Raw genomic sequence first — 18130 nt, 5'->3', positions numbered from 1 at the left:
GTCAGCATGAAGCCAGCATAGTCAGCGGCGAACTCACGCATTTGATCGCGCTTGCGGTTTTGCAGTCGCGGCGGAGGGCTGAGACGATTCCGCCGCGTCACCATGCACGCCCGCGGCGCTACCCGCTTGCCCCGGCCTCAGCAACAGCCCACCGAGCACGCCGGCCGCCGCCGCAAAAACCGCCCCAAACAGAAACGCGACGTGATACCCGCTGTTCAGCGCAGCCGCCGCACTCGACGACGCCTGCATCGCCTCGCTACGCGCCGCGGCAAGACTCGCGAGCACGGCAAGCCCAAGCGCCCCGCCCATCATGAACGATGTATTGACGATGCCCGACGCGAGGCCCGAATCGGCGGGATCGACGTCGCTCATCGCGGCGAGCAGCAGCGGATTGAACGCGATGCCCGCACCAAAGCCGAGCAGCAACATGCCGGGCAACACGTCGGGTACGAAGCTGCCGTCGACGGGCGCACGCGCGAACAGCGCAAGCCCGCATGCAGCGATCAGCAGGCCGGCCGCGAGCGGACGACGCAGCCCGAAGCGCATCACCACGCGCGCCGACAATCCCAGCGAAAAGAGTCCCATGATCAGGTTCGCGGGCAGAAACGCGAGCCCCACCTGCAATGGCCGATAGCCGAGCACGCGCTGCAGATACAGCGCCGAAATAAAGAACCACGCGAACATCGCCGCCGCCCACAACACGCCGACCAGGTTCGCGGTCGCGACATTGCGCAAACGCAGCAGAGCGAGCGGCATCAACGGGTGTTCGATTCTCGCCTCGATGGCGAGGAACACAGCAAGCAGCGCGAGCCCGACGAACAGCAGGCCGAGCGTTTGCGCCGAAGTCCAGCCCGCTTCGTTGCCGTTGACGATTGCATAGACCGCCAGCATCAGCGATGCGGTCACGCTGAGCGCCCCGGCCACGTCGAGCCGTTCGCCATGCGCGTGGCCGCGCGCAGCGGGCAATAGCGCGAGGCACAGCGCGTACACCGCAATGCCGATCGGCAGATTGACCAGGAAGATCCAGTGCCAGCTCAGCAGGTTGGTGAGCAGTCCGCCGAGCAGCACGCCGATGCTGCCGCCGCCCGCGCAGACGAAGCCATACACGCCCATCGCTTTCGCGCGTTCGCCGGCTTCGGTGAACAGATTCATGATCAGCGACAACGATACCGCCGAGACGATCGCACCGCCCAGACCCTGCACGGCGCGCGCGGCGACCAGCAGCACCTGCGAATTCGCGAGGCCGCAGGCGAGCGAAGCGAGCGTGAAGAGCGTAATACCGCTGAGAAACAGCTTGCGGTGTCCGTACAGATCGCCAAGCCGTCCGCCGAGCAGCAGGCAGCCGCCGAACGTCAGCATGTAGGCGTTGACAACCCACACGAGCGAAGTTTCGCTAAAGCCGAGATCGGCTGCGATGGACGGCAGCGCGACGTTCACGATGGTCGTGTCGAGCACGATCATCAGTACGCCGAGGCAGAGCACGATTAGCGCGAGCCAGCGTTGCTTGCCGTGCAGGGAATGGGTCATGCGGACGCCCCTTTACGAGGATTCGGTCGATCACCGACGATGGGTTTTCGAGTCTAGCACCCGTGCATTTAGCGTCCAACTACGAAATCCTGGGCGGCGGCGTTGCGCGAAGCGGCGCGCGGTTCCGCTTCAATCACCGCCGAGGATTTCGTATTTGCCGCCGCGTTCGAGCGTGCGCTGATACGCGGGCCGCGCGTGAATGCGCTGCAAAAACGCGCTTATCGCGGGCAATTGCGCGGTGACGCCGGACGCGCGTTTCCGGTCGTCCAACCCTGTCAATGTGCCCGCCCACCCTACCAGTCACTTGCGGCGCTGGCGGGTCTTTTCCTCACAGACAGGAACAGGACACCGTGAGCAAGAAAGAACTCTCCGCCACGCCTGCCGAACTCACCGAATCCAGTCTCCAGCTCGCGCAGGAAAATGCCGCGCTTCACGGCGCACGCGCTGGCTACGAATGAAGGACAGGCAAAAGATCGCGCGCTGCTCGCGGCCACGCTCCAGATATTCTGTGAAGAACGTGCTACTGAAGCGAACGCACACCTGGGTTCACTGGTGGCAGTCAGTGCATTGCACCTGTCTGCCGGAGCTGGTGAGGACGACACGCGTCATCCGTGGCCGTTCATGGTATCGATCAGCGTTCACTATAGTTTGCCCACCCCGACGGGCTCGTTTTCTCCTATGGACGATCCATCAGTACTTTATCTCTACGTGGCGCTGGGTTGCGTGGCGCTGTTCTGTGCTGTGCTGGTTATCGCGGTTCTTGTCGAAAGGCGGCGGGAAAGGACAAGTCACTTGTCGGGAGGCGACGGCAGAAGCCGTTCTGATGCGTGATGAATCAGATGCGCCGGATTTTCTTTAACGATTGTCAAGATGCGCCTATCTCATATTGTTTCCGTTGACCTCGCGAAATTTAAATGGTCAGTTAACGGGTTTTACAGTCAATGCAGCATCGCTGGTCTTTTCAAGGAGACGGGAGTGGCAGAGTTTGATCCGTTAAGCCGGGGTATCACGGGACGACAGGCGTGCCACCTGGCGGTGCCAGGCACCGACAGCGCGTCAGCGTTATCGGTCGTGTCGTTCGAAGCAACTGAGAAGATGGGCGCACCGAACGAGGTTCATATCGAGTTGACCCATCGGCAGCAGCTTGCGCGCGCCGACTACCTGAACCGTGATGCGGTTTTCAGCATCGTGGCCGGGGACGGGACCGTGCGGAAGTTCTCGGGATATGTCGAGCGCTTCTCGACGGTGCAGACCACGAAGGATTTCGTCAAGTACGAAGTTGTCCTGAAGTCGCACTTCGGACGGCTTGAGGCCGTCACGACCACCCAGCCTTACCAGCACCTCACGACCCCGCAGATCATCCAGGCCATCCTGCGCCGGCACGGCATCCCGGATCACCTGGTGGCGTTCCGCCTGCGCCGCCAGTATCCGGTTCACCTGTGGCGCTTCCAGTACCAGGTGAATGATCTGGCCTATGTCCAGACGCTGATGCAGAAGGCCGGCATCTACAGCTATATCGTGGAAACGGAATACGGCGACCAGACTGTATTTGCCGATGACATCGACCACTACCGCTACGACGAGCCGCAACGGATCGTGCCGTACCGCGAGGCGGCGGGACTCGAAGCGGACGGCGTGGAAGCCGTCACGGCCATCCGGACCCATACCGTGACGGTGCCGCAATCGATCCTCGTGGCGGACTACAACCCGGACGCCGCCTGGGAGCGTTTGCGCGACACGGCGAATGTCGCACCTGCCGACCCGACCACCTACGGCCAGCCCTACCTCTATGGCACGAACCACCTGGACCAGGCCGGGGCCAAGTGGGAGGCGCAGCTTAGGCATGAGGCGGCGATTGCCCGCCAGGTCGTGTATGAGGGCGAGAGCAACGTGCTCGCATTGCAGTGCGCGAGCGTACTCGAAACGGATATCGTGCTGCCCGATGCGCCCAAAGGTCAGGTCGTGATCGGGGTCACGCACAGCGGCGCGCGCGACGCGTCCTACACCAACAGCTACAAGGCGATCCCTGCCGACCGGCGTTTCCGGCTGGAACTGGAGCCGGAAAAATGGGCCAGGGTAAGCGGCACACTCAGCGGGCGGATTTGCAGCCCGGACAAATACACCTATGGCTACATGAATGCCGCAGGCTACTACGTGGTTCGGCTCGATGCCGACTTCGGCACCTGGCCCAACGGCGGCGAGAGCGTGCCGCTGCGGCTCGCGAAACCGTTCGCGGGCAAGCTGCAGACCGGCATGCACTTCGTTGCGCTGGATAACGACGAAGCAGTCATCTCCTTCAGGGACGGGGACCCGGACAAGCCGGAAATCACGGCTTTCCATCACCACAGCCAGGCGCGCGACCTGGTGACGAATGACCGGCGCTGGCTGTCGCGCAACACGATCCGCACGCAGAAAAACAACAAGCTGCGTATGGAGGACTGGGAGGGTCAGGAAGGCGTCAAGCTCAGCACCGACCATTCGGGCAAGTCGCAACTGAATCTCGGCTACCTCGTCAACAGCAAGCTCGAATATAGGGGCGAAGGGTATGAGCTCAGATCGTCGGGCTGGGGGGCGCTTCGCGCAGGCAAAGGCGTGATGGTTACGACCTATGACCGTCCCGGCGCCACCGGCAAGCAGCTTGACATGCAGGAGACCATCGCGCAGCTTGAAAGCGCGCTGGCGACCGCAAAGGCGCTCGCCGCATCGGCCGCGAGCGCGAAGGCCGAGCCAGCCGACACCGACGCCCACCAGCAGATGAAAGACGATCTGGACGGCCTGAAAAAGCCGGGGCTGCTGATGAGCACCCCCGCCTCGGCGGCGCTTGTCGCGGGCGGCGGCGTACAGTTTTCGGCGCAGGATAGCATCTCGACCGTCGCAGGGAAGAACGCCGACTGGAGCGTGGTCAAGCGCTTCACGGTTGCGGCGGGCGAAAAGCTGTCGCTATTCGCGCAGAAGCTTGGGATAAAAATCTTCGCGGCCAAAGGGCCGGTCGAGGTGCAGGCCCAGGGCGGCCCGATGTCCCTCATTGCGGACAAGGATGTGAACGTTGCCAGCGTCAACGGCAAGGTCAATCTGTCGGCCGCGAAGGAAATCATTCTCGAATGCGGCGGTGCGTTCATCCACATGAAGGACGGCAGCATTACGCTTGGTGGTCCATTCGACCTATTTCTGAAGTTCATCACAATCCAGAAGAAAGGCGCGCAGAGGCTGGCAACCGCAGTTCCGCCATTGCCGGAATTGACGGGGGCTTTTGATGAGGCGTTCGTTGTGCATTGGGCCGGGTCAGAAGTTCCCATTACCAATACGCGTTACCAGATGTTCTCTGAGGGCAAGCTGATTGCCGAAGGTACAACCAATGAGCGCGGCGAAACGTCGCTGGCTCAGAGCCATGTTCCTCAAGGTGTCTCAATCAAATTGAAGGGCAACTAAAAATGGCAGATGAAGACAAGGATGTGGGTTACGCGGAGTCGTACATGACGTTGAAGTCATACACGAAGCGCGCGCGGGTGGAGCGTACCGCCTGTGACGATCATGTGCCGCCTGCTGCGGATTCGCTAATCGGAAATTGCGAGTACTACTACAGGCCGTTGCAGTGCGAATACACAGAAACAGTCGAGAAGGTCACTGTGGGCAGCGCATGGGCCACCGTGAAAGCCTTCGCCACGTCCTGGGACCCGTGGACCGACAAGGAAGTCTCCGCCCGTCTGCTGCACCAGCGGCAGACATTGATTGAGCCCGATTGCACCGCCTCCGACTGGTCCCGGCATAGCAACTTCATGATGCGGCACATCGGCTGCGGGCACAAACCGCCAAGCTATTACGTCAGTTACGGTTACTTCTACTGTTCGAACTATGGCGCGAAACTGTTTCCAACGCTTAGCCCCGCAGGGCAGGCATGGCTTCGTAGCGCGCGGTGGTATCTGCAAAAGAATATGGAAAGAGGACTTCAGCAGAACATGCAGGGCAATGTCATCCAGATGAGCAGTGTGAAGCCGGGAAACGGCAGCTTCAAAATGACGGTTCCTCAATACCAGCTTGAACTGGACAGCGATACGTTCAAGAGCTTTGCGTTCAAGACGCACCCACTCGCCTATCTTGATGGCGGACTAGCTGGTTTGCACCCTCCTGACATGCTGAAGATTACGGGCGGTCCGGCGATGGAAGAATGGGGCGACTGGCGAACCTACCAGCAGGTATGGGACAGCGGCAAGGTGGTTGCACGCGACACCATCGGCGATGCGTGGGATGCCACGAAAGCCGATATCGACGACCTGGTGAGTAAGGCGCTCGGGCGACTGATGGATGCGAAGTGACATGCGAATGCCCAGGTACAGGACATTCATTTTCGGCAGCCTTCTCCTGGCCGCCATCGCAACTTACGGATATCACAGCATGACGACTCCAGTCTGGCAGACGATTTCAACGACGTTCATGAAGAACGACAAGCCGTATGGGGGCGGCAATTCTCGGATCAACGGGAATGAGGTTATCAGCCTCAAGATTGCTGACCCGGTAATCACTTTCAAGCCAGTTGAACAATTGAAGGACCCGCAGGTTGCGGAACCCACTGAGGCTTGGATGAGTAATACGGCGGAAACGCTAAACCGCAATACCGTTAGTTTCTTCCGCGGCACAATCGACGTCGGGCTGACGCGCTACTTCCAGCAGCCGGGACAGGACGCGGCCTGGTGGTATTCGAAGGACTGGAGCACGCAGTACATCAGCACGGACTGGATGGACTACAAGCTTCCTGAACCAAAAAATGGCTTGTCACCGCATATCACGAAGCTCTGGCGCTCGCGCGACGGCGGCAAAACCTGGACACAACTCGACTGGCCGGAGAGCCGGAATATCGGCCAGCTACTTTTCCTTGATTCTGACCGGGGGTACGCGGTTGGCTGGGGACCACGTGTCTGGCGCACGGCGGATGGCGGGCACACATGGAAAGCGATTAAGGTCCCGCTCCACGCAACCGAGGACGACGCGCCGCGAAAGACCTTTGATGCCGTGGACCTTGGTCCGGACGGCACGCTGCGTGTTGCCTACTACGTGCCGGAAGAAATGGAGGATATACAACCTGAAAGCATCGTTGACCGGCTGAAATGGGATAGCGATGCGTTCGAGTTTGACGTGAAGCTCCCTAACCAGGTAGTCGTTTCGCTCCAGTCCGAGCCGGTGCCGCCCGATTACGGCTATTCGGTTTATGCGCTATCCCGGCTTGGGCCGCCGCGCGACTGGAAAGACTTGAGTGACAACGGGCGACGAAGTGGTGCGCTATCGACGTGGGGAAATCGCGGCAATCAGACAGCCGAACAACACCATACCTTTGATGCACGTCTGACGCTGGACGGACTCAGCGTGGGCAAGCGTGGCGTACTGCTTGTGTATGCGACGGATGCCACCGGGCAAGGTGCGCCTCGCGACATTACGCTTGCCAGCAAGGACTACGGCAAATCGTGGACCGAAACCGATGACGGTATCACGCAAGGTGTTTATTTTGACGCTGCCACAAATACACAGTACGGCCTGTATGGCTATACGCTGAAAAAGCGAACCTGGTAAACGGTCGGGTATAACGTTGGCGTTCGTAGCTTCTGCCCCGCTTCGGCGGGGGTTTTTATTCGAGCGTCAAGCACGCCTGTTCCTGCGCCGTGTCGGCATGGTCGAACAGCACGCCCTGGCGGTGCGCGTCGCTGATGCGCTCACAAGCATTATCGAAATGCACGGGGTCCAGCTCGATACCGATGAAGCGCCGCTCGGTCTGCAACGCCGCGACACCACTTGAACCCGATCCCATGAACGGGTCGAGTACGCAGCCGCCGACCGGCACCGATAACTCGCAGATGGGCTTTCTCGCCGGCTACAAGTTTCCAACGGCCTTCGAATTGGCCTATGACAGTCAGAAGAAAGTACTGACGGCAACGGTGCGGGTAAAGATCGTGTCGGTCGATATGTTCAAAGCTGACTCGACCGGTCGAGAACTGCTTGGGCCAGACGGGAAAAAGCAGTCGGTCCCGTACGACCATGATGTGCATGGCCGGTATGGTGTGACGGTCGATACGCCGATTGCAGGCGGTTATGTGGCGCGTTACCGAGACGGGCCGGATACAACATTCGACGTGCCAACGCGTAGGCAGCATGTCGAAAGCGTGTTAAACGCGCACAGCAGTGTGCTAGTTCTGGACGGCTGTTCCAAGGGGGCGGCTTGTGGGGGCAGCAGGTCTGGCAGATCCGCTCCGACAGCAATGTCATGGGGTATGGAGCGACGAAGGATGTTGCCGCAACTCCCGGTGCTAAACCGAGTGCATCGGTGCAACCGTACTACCTTGAATATATACAACGGCACTTCTGCAAAATGACGCCGTGCCGATCAGAATTTGTTGCCGCGATACGTTGATCTGTAATCGCAATGCGCCTAAGTTTAATAAATTTATATGAGTGGTAACAGCATTTCCACTTAAATTGTTTCATGGCTTGTGGGTGTTGCTGCGGCCAGACAGCGCACCGCAAGCGGTCATGTTTGTGCCGTCGCGATCGGATTCATGGGAAGACACTGCCTTGCTGACAGGCAGCATTGCACGGCTGGTTGATGAGGTTCACGAGCGGGCGGGCCTGTTTGCGTGGAAGGAAACGGTGAAGACCTTCCACGCTTGGGCGGAAATAAGGCTTGCGGTTCTTGTGCAGGAGGCGTGGGCGCAAGCCCCGGTTATGGAAGTTGATGATGCCGCTCCCGATTTCGATCAGTTTGCCCTGTTCGATCCCGAGTTCCGACAATGGCATTTCGTCCCTGCCCTTGAGTTGATGGATGATGCACTGGCCTGGTAGTCGCCGGTCGTCCGCCCGTAAATCACACCCTGTGATTTTTACGCCGCCTCGGCTGCCGGCGCGAGTCATTCGAATGATGCACAGCGACGGCAGCACCACTTCCTTAAACCTTCGACTTACCCCCCATCAACCCATTCGACGGCAACGTCTCATCGAGCGACTTCCTCGCACTTTCAATCCCCGCCACCGGCAAGCCCTCCGGATCGAGCAGCCCCACCTGCACGAGCACCGAAGCCTGATCCCAATAGATATGCTCGTTATAAAGCTTGTCACCGCGGAAGCACACCACGGCGAGCATCGGCACCTCGAAGTACTTGCCGGTCGGCGCGACGCCCGGCAGCAGCCAGTCGATTTCGCAGCTATGCGTGCAGCTGAAAATGAATTCATCGACGACGCGATCCGAGCCGATCGTGCGCGAAATCGGAATCAGCTTCGTGTCGGGCGGATTCGAGTTGACGAAGTGATGCGTGTAAAAGCGCTTCAGATTGTCGTGGCCGACGCCGCCAGTCATCGTCGGCACGTGATTGACGTAGGGCTCGGCGACCATCGTCGGCATCACTGCGTCGACGTCGCGTGTCGCGAACTCGTGATAGCAATGCGCTTCCCACAGCGCGTTCAGATCGTAGACCGGACCGAGCACCTTGCGCAGCAGCGCGAGCGTGCGCGAGTACGCCATCATCGCGGCGGGCTTGTCGTACTGTTTGCGCTGCTGCGCGGCGAACGCGTGATCGCAGCCGGGGTACACGTATTGCTCGATTTGCGGTCGCGTGCGCAGCGCGGCGCTGATGCGTTCGCGCGTTTCGGGCGGGCAGTGCGCGTCGTTTTCAGGGAAGTGGAACACCATCGGGCAGTTGATTGCCGATACTTCGTCGAGATGCGCTTCGAGGCCCACGCCGTAATAGCTGACCGCGCAATCGACGTCGGTACGCGCCGCGCTCAGAAACGCGAGCTTGCCGCCGAGGCAGTAGCCGACCACGCCCACCTTGCCGGCCTGCTCGGGCAGTTCGCGCAACGCGGCGATGGTGGCGGCGATGTCCTTGACCGCGACATCGGCGTTGAACTGTGCCAGATAGCCGAGTGCCTCTTTCATGTCGGCGTCGCCGTAGCCAAGCGAAATGCCCGGCTTGATGCGCCAGAACAGATCGGGCACGAGCACGACGTAGCCTTCTTCGGCGTAGCGATCGGCGCTCGCTTTCATCGTGTCGTTGACGCCGAAGATTTCCTGCAGCAGCACGAGCCCTGGGCCCGAGCCCTGCGCGGGCCGCGCGACGTATGCGTTGAAACGGCCGCCATCGTGGGCGACGACTTCGATGAAAGAGCCGGCCATGCAGTCTGCCTCCAGTCTCAGGAAAGATAGGGGTTACGTCATCATGCGCAACTCGAAACGTTTGAGCTTGCCGGTTTCGGTGCGCGGCAGTGCGCCGACGAACGTGATGACGCGGGGGTATTTATACGGCGCGACGTTATTCTTAACGAAATCCTGCAGTTGCGCGACCAGTTTATCGTCGGCGGTGTAGCCCGGGTTCACCACGACGAAGGCTCGCACGATCTGCCCACGCGTTTCGTCGGGCACGCCGATCACGCCGCATTCGGCCACCGCCTCGTGCTGCATCAGCACGCTTTCCACCTCAGGACCGGAGATGTTGTAGCCGGCCGACACGATCATGTCGTCGGCGCGCGACTGGTAGAACACGTAGCCGTCCGCGTCGAGATAGACCGAATCGCCCGGCAGGTTCCAGCCGTCGCGCACGAAGCGTAACTGCCGTTCGTCGGCCAGATAGCGGCAGCCCGTGGGGCCGCGCACCGCGAGTTTGCCGATCGTGCCAGGCGGCACGGGTTGCATGTCGTCGTCGACGGCTTGCACGACGTAGCCCGGCACCGCGCGGCCGATTGCGTTCGGCCGGATCTCCGCGCCTTGCGACGAAACGAAGATGTGGATCAGCTCGGTGCCGCCGATACCGTCGATCATGTCGATGCCGGTCGCCTCGCGCCACAGGCGCCGCGTCGAATCGGGCAGCGCTTCGCCGGCCGACACGGTCTTCTGCAGCGACGAAAGGTCATGTTGCGCGACGAGCGGCGCCATCTGCCGATAGAACGTCGGCGCGGTGAACATCACGGTCGCATGAAATCGTTCGACCACCTCGAGCAAGGTCTGCGGCGTCAGCTTTTCGACCAACACCGTCGAGGCACCGACGCGCAGCGGAAAGCACAGCAGCCCGCCGAGCCCGAACGTGAACGCGAGCGGCGGTGTGCCGCAGAAGATGTCGTTCGCGGAAGGCTTCAGCACATGGCGCGGGAACAGGTCGCACATCGCGATCATGTCGCGATGGAAATGCATGCAGCCTTTCGGCGCACCGGTCGTGCCGCTCGTGAACGCGATCAGGCAGATGTCCTCGGCGGCGGTGTCGCTGGCGGTGAAGTGCTCGGGCTTGTTGACGGCGAGCGTGTCGAGCGAATCGGCGGAGTCGTCGTGAAAGCTGCGGGTCTGTTTCAGCACGGCGCAGTAGAACTCGTCCCGCGGATTCGTGCAGCGCTCGAGTTCCGCGCTCAGGCGCGCGTCGCAAAGCGCGGCGCTGACCTGCGCCTTCTCGATGATCTGCTTGAGCTCCTTCGCGCGCAGCAGCGGCATGGTCGGCACGACGACGAGTCCGGCCTTCAGCGCCGCGAGTGAGGCGACGGCCATCTGCAATGTGTTCGGTCCGCGCAGCAGCACGCGGTTGCCGGGGCGCAAGCCCATTTCATCGACGAGCACATGCGCGCTACGGTTGACCAGCGCGAGCAGTTCGCCGTACGTGGTGGCTTGCGGCTTGCCGTCCACGTCGGACCAGATCGCCGGCCGGTCGCGATGCCCCGCCTCGATGGTCCGCTCCAGCAGTTCGGTTGCGCAGTTCAGCCTCGGCGGATAGGCGACGTCCGGATTGTCGAGCAGAAAGATGGGCCATTGATTCTGCGGCGGAAGATTGTCGCGCGCGAAAGTATCGACGTGTGCTGACGGTTCCATCGTGGTCTCCCGAGGCGTTGAGCCGGAAAATGCGCTTCGTTCGGTGTGAAGGGCTTGCCTGTGCGTTCGGTACCTGTACGACGTTCAGTGCGGAATCACCGCGGTGGCTTCGATCTCGACCTTCGCGCGGTCTTCCATGAGCGCGACGACCTGCACCGCGCTCATCGCGATGTCGTAGTCGCCGATCAGCTCGCGAAACGCGCGGCCGATGTCCTTCAGCGATGCGAGATACTCGCGCTTGTCGGTCACGTACCACGTGAGGCGCACGAGGTGTTCGGGCTTGCCGCCCGCTTCGCGCAGCACGGCGAGCAGATTCTTCAGCGCCTGCTCGGACTGCTGCGCGAAGTCATCGGACTGGAACTGCGCCTGTTCGTCCCAGCCGATCTGGCCGGCGATGAACACCTGCGTGCCGCTCGCGGCGACGCCGTTCGCATAGCCGCGCGGCTTGACCCAGCCGGCGGGAAGGAGAGCCTGTTTCATGAGCGATGCGCCTGGATGGAGGGGGGCGATGGAGCATACGCGGCGAGCGCGCTCGCGACGTCGCCGGGAATATCGATGGATTTGCCGCTGTCGAACGATATGAACACGAGCACCTGTTTAGATCGGAAACGCGTTTCGCCGTTGCAATGGCCGTGAATCTCGATGCCGATCGAACTGCGGCCGATGGTTCGGACCTTGAGCGTGAGCAGGATCGTTTCGCCCATCTGGCTCGGCCGCGAGAACTCGCAGTCGAGCTTGACGATCGGCAGGCCGATGCGGCGCCGCGCGATCATGTGCGCGTAGTCGATGCGCATGCCCTCGTTGAACCAGTCTTCGACGAGCATGTTGGTCATCACGAGGTACTGCGGAAAGAACACGATGCCCGCGGGATCGCAGTGCGAAAAGCGGATGCGTATGGGCCGCTCGAACGAAGTGCTCATTGCGCATTCCCGTTCGCGGCGGCATGCGCCTTCAACAGATCGCGGCCGACGATCAGCTGCTGCACCTCGGTCGCGCCTTCGTAGATGCGCAGCGCGCGGATCTCGCGGTACAGCATCTCCACCGCGCTGCCGCTTTGCACACCCATGCCGCCATAAAGCTGCACTGCTGCGTCGATCACCTGCTGCGCGCCTTCGCTCGCGTGCCACTTCGCCATCGCGGCTTCGCGCGTGACGCTTTCGCCCTGGTCGCGCAGCCACGCGGCGCGATAGACGAGCAGCGCGCTGCTGTCGATCGTCAATGCCATCTGCGCGAGCTTCACCTGCGTCAACTGGAAGTCGCCGAGCGTCTGGCCGAACATCTTGCGCGACGCCGCGCGCGCGAGGCCCTCGGCCATCGCATGACGGGCAAAGCCAAGCGATGCGGCCGCCACCGAGGTGCGGAAAATATCGAGCGTGCGCATGGCGATCTTGAAGCCTTCGCCGGGCGCGCCGAGCATCTGGCTCTTCGGCACGCGCGCGTTCGTGAAGCGCAGGCGCGCGAGCGGATGCGGCGCAATTACGTCGATGCGCTCGGCGATGTCGAGGCCCGGCGTCTGCGCATCCACGATGAACGCGCTGATGCCGCGCGCGCCCGGCGCTTCGCCGGTGCGCGCGAACACCACGTAGAAGTCCGCGATGCCGCCGTTCGAAATCCACGTCTTTTCGCCGTCGAGCACGTAGTGCTCACCGTCCGCGCGAGCCGCGAGCGCCATCGCGGCGACGTCCGAGCCCGCTTGCGGCTCAGACAGCGCGAACGCGGCGATCGCCGTGCCGCTCGCGACGCGCGGCAGATAACGCGATTTCTGCTCATGCGTGCCCGCGAGCGAGATCGCGCCCGAGCCGAGGCCTTGCATCGCCAAGGCGAAATCGGCGAGGCCCGAATAGCGTGCGAGCGTTTCGCGCAGCAGGCATACGGCGCGCGTGTCGATCGTGTCGCCGTGCCCGCCATAGGCGATGCCGCCGACGCCGTATTTCAGCCAGCCGGCGTGGCCGAGTTCGCGCACCAGCAGACGGCAGGTCGCATCGGTGTCGCCATGCTCGTCATGCGTGAGATGCGCGCGGCACCATGCGTCGATGCCTGCCGCGAGCTCGCGATGACGCGGCTCGAAAAACGGCCACGCCAGCGGGCTGTGCAAATCGATCGGGGTGTTCTGATGATCGGCGCTCAACTCAGTCTCCTTCGAACACCGGACGCGTCTTCGCCGCGAACGCGTCGTACGCGCGCTCGAAATCGCGCGTGCCCATGCAGATCGCCTGCGCCTGCGCTTCGGATTCGATCGCTTCGTCGATGCTCATACTCCATTCCTGGTGCAGCATCTTCTTCGTCATGCCGTGCGCGAAGCTCGGGCCGGCCGCGAGATCGGCGGCGAGCTTCTGTGTCTCTTCGATGAGCGCGGACGGGTCGCACAGGCGGTTGTAGAAGCCCCAGGCGTGAGCTTCGTCGCCCGTTGCCGAGCGGCCGGTGAACAGCAGTTCGGCGGCGCGTCCCTGGCCGATGATGCGCGGCAGCATCCCGCACGCGCCCATGTCGCAGCCGGCGAGGCCGACGCGCGTAAACAGGAACGCGAGCTTGCTGCGCGCGGTGCCGAGGCGCAGATCGGAAGCCATCGCGAGGATCGCGCCGGCACCCGCGCAGACGCCGTCGACGGCTGCGATGATCGGCTGCGGGCAATGGCGCATTGCCTTGACGAGGTCGCCGGTCATGCGCGTGAACAGCAACAACTCGGGCATCGGCAGATCGATCAGCGGCGCGATGATGTCGTGCACGTCGCCGCCCGAGCAGAAGTTTTCGCCCGCGCCGTGCAGCACGACGGCTTTCACGTCGGTCGCGTACGCGAGATCGCGGAACAGGTTGCGCAGCTCCGCATACGATTCGAAGGTCAGCGGGTTCTTGCGCTCGGGACGGTTCAGCGTGATCGTCGCGACCTTGTCGCTCACCGACCAGCCGAAATGCTTCGCCTCGTGGCCTGCCAGGGTCAGGCGGTTGCCGGACAACAGTGCATCGGCGTTGGATCGTGTCATGTATTCCTCCAGTGCGAAGTCAGCCTCTCAGGCTGTCGAGCAGATGCTGCTTGAGCTTGCCGAGGTCCTGATGCGTCTTCATCTTTTCGTCGAGGCTCAGACCACCGAACAGTTCGACGACCCATTGCTCGTGCGCGACGGCCATTTTGTCGAACGCCTTGCGGCCAGCGGGCGTCAGGCACACGCTGATCGAGCGGCGGTCGTTCGGATCGGTGTCGCGCGTGACGAGCCCTTCTTTTTCGAGCTGATCGGTGATGCCAGTGACGTTGCCGCCCGTCACCATCAAACGGCGCGACAGTTCGGTCATCTTCAGGCCATCGGGATGTCGTTCGAGCTGCGCCATCAGATCGAATCGCGGCAGCGTGGTGTCGAATTCGGTGCGCAGACGTCTACGCAATTCGGCCTGTACGAGGTTGGTGGTGGTCAGCATGCGCAGCCACAAACGCAGGCCCATGTGGCTGTCCGCACCGGTGCTCATTTCGAGGTCCACGACGTTCTCCGCGGGTTGAGCCACGCCTTTGCGCGACAGCTTCGCATCCGATGCCGCCGCCGACTTTTTTGCTTGCGTTGATTTGCTCACATCACTTCTCCACCCGAAATGGAAATGGATTGCCCCGTGATCGCATCCGAGCCGGGGCGGCACAGCCACAACACCGCGTTCGCGACCTGCTCCGGATTCACGAAGCGGCGCTGCGGATTCGAGCGCAGCAGCGTTTCGCGCGCCTGTGCTTCGGTGCGCGAGGTCTTGCTCGTGATCTGTTCGAGCGAGGCATGCAGCAGCTCGGTTTCGGTGTAGCCGGGGCACACTGCATTGACCGTGATGCCGCGCGTCGCGGTTTCGAGCGCGAGCGAGCGCGTGAGGCCGATCACGCCGTGCTTCGCGGCGCAATACGCGGCGACGTACGCATAGCCGATCTGCCCCGCGGTGCTCGCGACATTGACGATGCGGCCATAGCCACGCTCGAGCATGCCGGGCAGGACGGCGCGCGTGCCGAGAAACACGCCGGTCAGATTCACGTCGAGCATGCGTTGCCACAGCGCGATATCGGTGTGCGTGAACGGCGCGGCCTGCGCCTGGCCCGCGTTGTTCACGAGGATATCGACGGTGCCCGCCTGCTCGAATGCGCGCACCACCGAATCTTCTTGCGTGACGTCCACGCTGATACACGCGACGTCGCCGAGCGCCGCGCATTGCTCTCGCTGCGCGTCGAGGCGTTGCGCGTTGCGGCCCATCAGCGTGACGCGCGCGCCGGCGCGCAGCAGCGCCTGCGCGATGGCCGAGCCGATGCCGCTGCCGCCGCCGGTGACGACCGCGTGTTGTCCGGCGAGAGGAGTGTCTGAGGTGTTCACACGGTTCCTTCGGCGCGTTGCGCGCGTTGTTGCGCCGTGAGGCCGGCGTTGGCGATGGCCTGCGCACGCTCGCGTTCGAGGTTGCGTTCGAGCTGCATTTTCGCGGCGGTATAGGGTTTCGGCCACGCGACGTCGAGATAGCCGATCTTTGCCGCTTCGTTCAACGTCCACGACGGATTCGCGAGATGCGGACGCGCGATCGCGCACAGGTCGGCGCGACCCGCCGCGATGATGCTGTTCACGTGGTCCGCTTCCGAAATCGCGCCGACCGCGATTGTCGCGATGCCGGCTTCGTTGCGCACGCGATCGGCGAACGGCGTCTGGAACATGCGGCCAAACACGGGCTTTTCTTCCTTGCTGACCTGACCCGACGACACGTCGATCATGTCCGCGCCGGCCGCCTTGAACGCTTGCGCGATCTTCACGGCGTCGTCGGGCGTGTTGCCGCCCTCGACCCAGTCGTGCGCCGAAATCCGCACCGAGATCGGCCTGTCTTGCGGCCACACAGCGCGGATCGCGCTGAACACCTGCAGCGGATAACGCAGACGGTTTTCGAGCGGACCGCCGTATGCGTCGGTACGGTGATTCGTGAGCGGCGACAGGAAGCTCGACAGGAAATAGCCGTGCGCGCAGTGCAGTTCGAGCCAGTCGAAACCCGCTTCGATCGACATGCGCGTCGCCTCGACGAACTGCTGCTCGATGGCGCGCAGCTCGTCATGTGTGGCTTCGCGCGAATGCTGGCTGATGCCGCGCAGATACTGCTGCGGCGACGCCGAAACGAGTGGCCAGTTGCCTTCGTCGAGCGGCTGATCGATGCCTTCCCACGCGACGCGCGTCGAACCTTTCGCGCCCGAGTGGCCGAGCTGGATGCCGATCTTCGCATCCGATTGCAGATGGACCAGATCGACGATGCGTTTCCACGCGACCAGGTGCTCGGGCGCGTACATGCCCGGGCATCCGGGCGTGATACGCGCTTCGGGCGACACGCAGGTCATCTCGGTCATCACGAGCGCGGCGCCGCCCATCGCGCGCGCGCCGAGATGCATCAGGTGATAGTCGCCGGCCACGCCGTTTGCCGCCGAGTACTGCGCCATCGGCGACACCATCACGCGATTTTTCAGCGTGACGCCGCGCACTGTGAATGGGGTGAACATCGGCGGAATCGAATGCCTGTCAGCGGCGCGCTCGACACCCGCGCGCTTCGCGAGCCAGTCCTCGAAACCGGACAGATACTGCGCATCGCGCTCGCGCAGGTTCTCGTGCGAGATGCGCTGCGAGCGCGTGAGCAACGAATACGCGAACTGTTCCGGCTCGAACGACGTATAACGATCGACGTGCTCGAACCATTCGGTCGAATTGCGCGCGGCGTTCTGGATGCGCAGCACGTCGACGCTGCGTACCTCGGTGTAGTGCTTCAATGCGGCGGCCAGATCGTCCAGGTGCGAACCCGGGTGCGCGCTGATGCTGTTCGCGAGTTCGATCGCGTCTTCGAGCGCGAGCTTGGTGCCCGAGCCGATCGAGAAGTGCGCGGTGTGCGCGGCGTCGCCCATCAGCACGATCGGCGTTCGTGTGCCGTTCGCCTTGCTGCGCCAATGCACCCATTCCTTGTTGACGACGCGCGGAAAACGGATCCATTGCGACGAGCCGCGCAGATGCGCCGCGTTCGACATCAGCGCGTTGCCGTCGAGGTACTTCGCGAACAGCTTCTCGCAGAACGCGATGCTGTCTTCCTTGCTCATTTCGTCCAGACCGGCGGCGCGCCACACGCGTTCCGGTGTTTCGACGATGAACGTCGAGGTTCGATCGTCGAAGCGGTAGGCGTGTGCCTGGAACCAGCCGAATTCGGTTTGCTCGAACGCGAACGTGAACGCGTCGAACAGCTTCTTCGTACCGAGCCACACGAAGCGGCAGTCGCGCACATCGATGTCCGGCTGGTAGGTGTCCGCGTATTTCTGGCGCACGAGGCTGTTCAGGCCGTCGCTCGCGATGATCAGGTCCGCGTCGTACGCGCTGTCGTCCACGACCTGGGTTTCGAACACGAGCTTCACGCCGAGTTCTTCGCAGCGCGCTTGCAGGATATTCAGCAGACGTTTGCGACCGATGCCGCAAAAACCGTGGCCCGATGAGCGCACGCTGCGGCCGCGAAAGTGAATCTCGATGTCGTCCCAGTGATTGAACGCGTCGAGAATCGCCTCGGCGCTCGGGGCGTCGGCGGCGCGCAGATTGCCGAGCGTCTGGTCGGAGAACACGACGCCCCAGCCGAAAGTGTCGTAGGGGCGGTTGCGCTCGATCACCGTGACCTCATGGCCGGGGTTGCGTTGTTTCATCAACAGACCGAAGTACAAACCGGCCGGACCGCCGCCGATACAGACTATGCGCATGCTGGTTCCCCAAAATGAACTCCGCGGTGGGATTAATTTAGGTTTTGATAGTTTATATGTCAAGT

At 62.4% G+C, this 18130-nt stretch carries 17 protein-coding genes and 1 pseudogene; 6 read left to right on the top strand and 12 right to left on the bottom strand.

Annotated elements, in window-relative coordinates; genetic code table 11:
• Nucleotides 1-33: 33 nt before the first annotated feature.
• Both OKW45_RS12560 and OKW45_RS12555 read right to left on the bottom strand, forming a co-directional pair.
• Nucleotides 34-1527 (bottom strand): DHA2 family efflux MFS transporter permease subunit, encoded by a 1494-nt coding sequence (locus OKW45_RS12560; RefSeq protein ID WP_429468489.1) that lies wholly within the window; start codon nucleotides 1525-1527, stop codon nucleotides 34-36.
• Between the two features lie 129 nt (nucleotides 1528-1656).
• Nucleotides 1657-1773: pseudogene (locus tag OKW45_RS12555) on the bottom strand (glutathione S-transferase); the annotation flags it as partial.
• Nucleotides 1774-1947: 174 nt separating this feature from the next.
• Between OKW45_RS12555 and OKW45_RS12550 the strand changes: the two are divergent.
• The 4 genes from OKW45_RS12550 (at nucleotide 1948) to OKW45_RS12535 (ending at nucleotide 7089) form a co-directional block, all read left to right on the top strand.
• Entirely contained in the window at nucleotides 1948-2358 is a 411-nt protein-coding gene (locus OKW45_RS12550; RefSeq protein ID WP_429468487.1) for a hypothetical protein, read from the top strand.
• A 204-nt stretch (nucleotides 2359-2562) separates the two neighbouring features.
• Nucleotides 2563-4956, top strand: a complete 2394-nt coding sequence (locus OKW45_RS12545; protein WP_429469371.1) for a type VI secretion system Vgr family protein — start codon at nucleotides 2563-2565, stop codon at nucleotides 4954-4956.
• Nucleotides 4957-4958: 2 nt separating this feature from the next.
• A complete protein-coding gene (locus OKW45_RS12540) occupies nucleotides 4959-5840 on the top strand; it encodes a hypothetical protein (RefSeq protein ID WP_429468484.1) in 882 nt (293 codons plus the stop codon).
• A 79-nt stretch (nucleotides 5841-5919) separates the two neighbouring features.
• Entirely contained in the window at nucleotides 5920-7089 is a 1170-nt protein-coding gene (locus tag OKW45_RS12535) for a WD40/YVTN/BNR-like repeat-containing protein (RefSeq protein ID WP_429468481.1), read from the top strand.
• Between the two features lie 55 nt (nucleotides 7090-7144).
• Here OKW45_RS12535 and OKW45_RS12530 read toward each other — a convergent pair whose 3' ends face one another.
• Nucleotides 7145-7324, bottom strand: a complete 180-nt coding sequence (locus tag OKW45_RS12530) for a hypothetical protein (protein WP_018423887.1) — start codon at nucleotides 7322-7324, stop codon at nucleotides 7145-7147.
• On the opposite strand from OKW45_RS12530, the gene OKW45_RS12525 reads away from it, so the two are divergent.
• Complete coding sequence (locus OKW45_RS12525) at nucleotides 7323-7886, top strand: hypothetical protein (RefSeq protein WP_429468478.1); 564 nt, start codon at nucleotides 7323-7325, stop codon at nucleotides 7884-7886. The genes OKW45_RS12530 and OKW45_RS12525 overlap by 2 nt on opposite strands.
• Nucleotides 7887-8043: 157 nt before the next feature.
• Nucleotides 8044-8352 (top strand): hypothetical protein, encoded by a 309-nt coding sequence (locus tag OKW45_RS12520; RefSeq protein ID WP_429468475.1) that lies wholly within the window; start codon nucleotides 8044-8046, stop codon nucleotides 8350-8352.
• A gap of 103 nt (nucleotides 8353-8455) precedes the next feature.
• Here the strand turns inward: OKW45_RS12520 and OKW45_RS12515 are convergent, their stop codons facing one another.
• The 9 genes from OKW45_RS12515 to OKW45_RS12475 all read right to left on the bottom strand — a co-directional run bounded on the left by OKW45_RS12515 (nucleotide 8456) and on the right by OKW45_RS12475 (nucleotide 18065).
• Nucleotides 8456-9679, bottom strand: coding sequence for a dienelactone hydrolase family protein (locus OKW45_RS12515; protein WP_429468473.1), 1224 nt, complete (start codon nucleotides 9677-9679; stop codon nucleotides 8456-8458).
• Between the two features lie 33 nt (nucleotides 9680-9712).
• Nucleotides 9713-11353 carry an AMP-binding protein gene (locus tag OKW45_RS12510; RefSeq protein ID WP_429468470.1) on the bottom strand — a complete coding sequence of 547 codons (1641 nt, stop codon included), beginning with the start codon at nucleotides 11351-11353 and terminating at the stop codon, nucleotides 9713-9715.
• 84 nt (nucleotides 11354-11437) lie between these two features.
• Nucleotides 11438-11833, bottom strand: a complete 396-nt coding sequence (locus OKW45_RS12505) for a RidA family protein (protein WP_018423881.1) — start codon at nucleotides 11831-11833, stop codon at nucleotides 11438-11440.
• On the bottom strand, nucleotides 11830-12273 hold the full coding sequence (locus OKW45_RS12500) for an acyl-CoA thioesterase (RefSeq protein WP_429468468.1): 444 nt from the start codon (nucleotides 12271-12273) through the stop codon (nucleotides 11830-11832). The genes OKW45_RS12505 and OKW45_RS12500 overlap by 4 nt, the downstream gene beginning before the upstream one ends.
• Entirely contained in the window at nucleotides 12270-13481 is a 1212-nt protein-coding gene (locus tag OKW45_RS12495; RefSeq protein ID WP_429468465.1) for an acyl-CoA dehydrogenase family protein, read from the bottom strand. Before OKW45_RS12495 ends, OKW45_RS12500 begins: the two co-directional genes overlap by 4 nt.
• A gap of 1 nt (nucleotide 13482) precedes the next feature.
• A complete protein-coding gene (locus OKW45_RS12490) occupies nucleotides 13483-14334 on the bottom strand; it encodes an enoyl-CoA hydratase family protein (RefSeq protein WP_429468462.1) in 852 nt (283 codons plus the stop codon).
• Between the two features lie 19 nt (nucleotides 14335-14353).
• A complete protein-coding gene (locus tag OKW45_RS12485; RefSeq protein ID WP_018423877.1) occupies nucleotides 14354-14914 on the bottom strand; it encodes a MarR family winged helix-turn-helix transcriptional regulator in 561 nt (186 codons plus the stop codon).
• Nucleotides 14911-15684 carry an SDR family NAD(P)-dependent oxidoreductase gene (locus OKW45_RS12480; protein WP_429468459.1) on the bottom strand — a complete coding sequence of 258 codons (774 nt, stop codon included), beginning with the start codon at nucleotides 15682-15684 and terminating at the stop codon, nucleotides 14911-14913. The genes OKW45_RS12485 and OKW45_RS12480 overlap by 4 nt, the downstream gene beginning before the upstream one ends.
• Nucleotides 15681-18065 carry a bifunctional salicylyl-CoA 5-hydroxylase/oxidoreductase gene (locus tag OKW45_RS12475; RefSeq protein WP_429468456.1) on the bottom strand — a complete coding sequence of 795 codons (2385 nt, stop codon included), beginning with the start codon at nucleotides 18063-18065 and terminating at the stop codon, nucleotides 15681-15683. Before OKW45_RS12475 ends, OKW45_RS12480 begins: the two co-directional genes overlap by 4 nt.
• Nucleotides 18066-18130 lie beyond the last annotated feature (65 nt).

Source organism: Paraburkholderia lebeckiae, assembly GCF_050436225.1.
Taxonomy (GTDB): Bacteria; Pseudomonadota; Gammaproteobacteria; order Burkholderiales; family Burkholderiaceae; genus Paraburkholderia; species Paraburkholderia tuberum.
Note: the sequence above shows the minus strand (reverse complement) of the source record. Positions and strands in the feature narration are given on the sequence as shown.

Excerpts from the sequence above, each read along its gene's own strand:
- OKW45_RS12560 (WP_429468489.1), bottom strand. The coding sequence starts at position 1,527 with ATGACCCATTCCCTGCACGGCAAGCAACGCTGGCTCGCGCTAATCGTG.
- OKW45_RS12550 (WP_429468487.1), top strand. The coding sequence starts at position 1,948 with ATGCCGCGCTTCACGGCGCACGCGCTGGCTACGAATGAAGGACAGGCA.
- OKW45_RS12540 (WP_429468484.1), top strand. The coding sequence starts at position 4,959 with ATGGCAGATGAAGACAAGGATGTGGGTTACGCGGAGTCGTACATGACG.
- OKW45_RS12535 (WP_429468481.1), top strand. The coding sequence starts at position 5,920 with ATGACGACTCCAGTCTGGCAGACGATTTCAACGACGTTCATGAAGAAC.
- OKW45_RS12525 (WP_429468478.1), top strand. The coding sequence starts at position 7,323 with ATGAACGGGTCGAGTACGCAGCCGCCGACCGGCACCGATAACTCGCAG.
- OKW45_RS12530 (WP_018423887.1), bottom strand. The coding sequence starts at position 7,324 with ATGGGATCGGGTTCAAGTGGTGTCGCGGCGTTGCAGACCGAGCGGCGC.
- OKW45_RS12520 (WP_429468475.1), top strand. The coding sequence starts at position 8,044 with ATGTTTGTGCCGTCGCGATCGGATTCATGGGAAGACACTGCCTTGCTG.
- OKW45_RS12515 (WP_429468473.1), bottom strand. The coding sequence starts at position 9,679 with ATGGCCGGCTCTTTCATCGAAGTCGTCGCCCACGATGGCGGCCGTTTC.
- OKW45_RS12510 (WP_429468470.1), bottom strand. The coding sequence starts at position 11,353 with ATGGAACCGTCAGCACACGTCGATACTTTCGCGCGCGACAATCTTCCG.
- OKW45_RS12505 (WP_018423881.1), bottom strand. The coding sequence starts at position 11,833 with ATGAAACAGGCTCTCCTTCCCGCCGGCTGGGTCAAGCCGCGCGGCTAT.
- OKW45_RS12500 (WP_429468468.1), bottom strand. The coding sequence starts at position 12,273 with ATGAGCACTTCGTTCGAGCGGCCCATACGCATCCGCTTTTCGCACTGC.
- OKW45_RS12490 (WP_429468462.1), bottom strand. The coding sequence starts at position 14,334 with ATGACACGATCCAACGCCGATGCACTGTTGTCCGGCAACCGCCTGACC.
- OKW45_RS12475 (WP_429468456.1), bottom strand. The coding sequence starts at position 18,065 with ATGCGCATAGTCTGTATCGGCGGCGGTCCGGCCGGTTTGTACTTCGGT.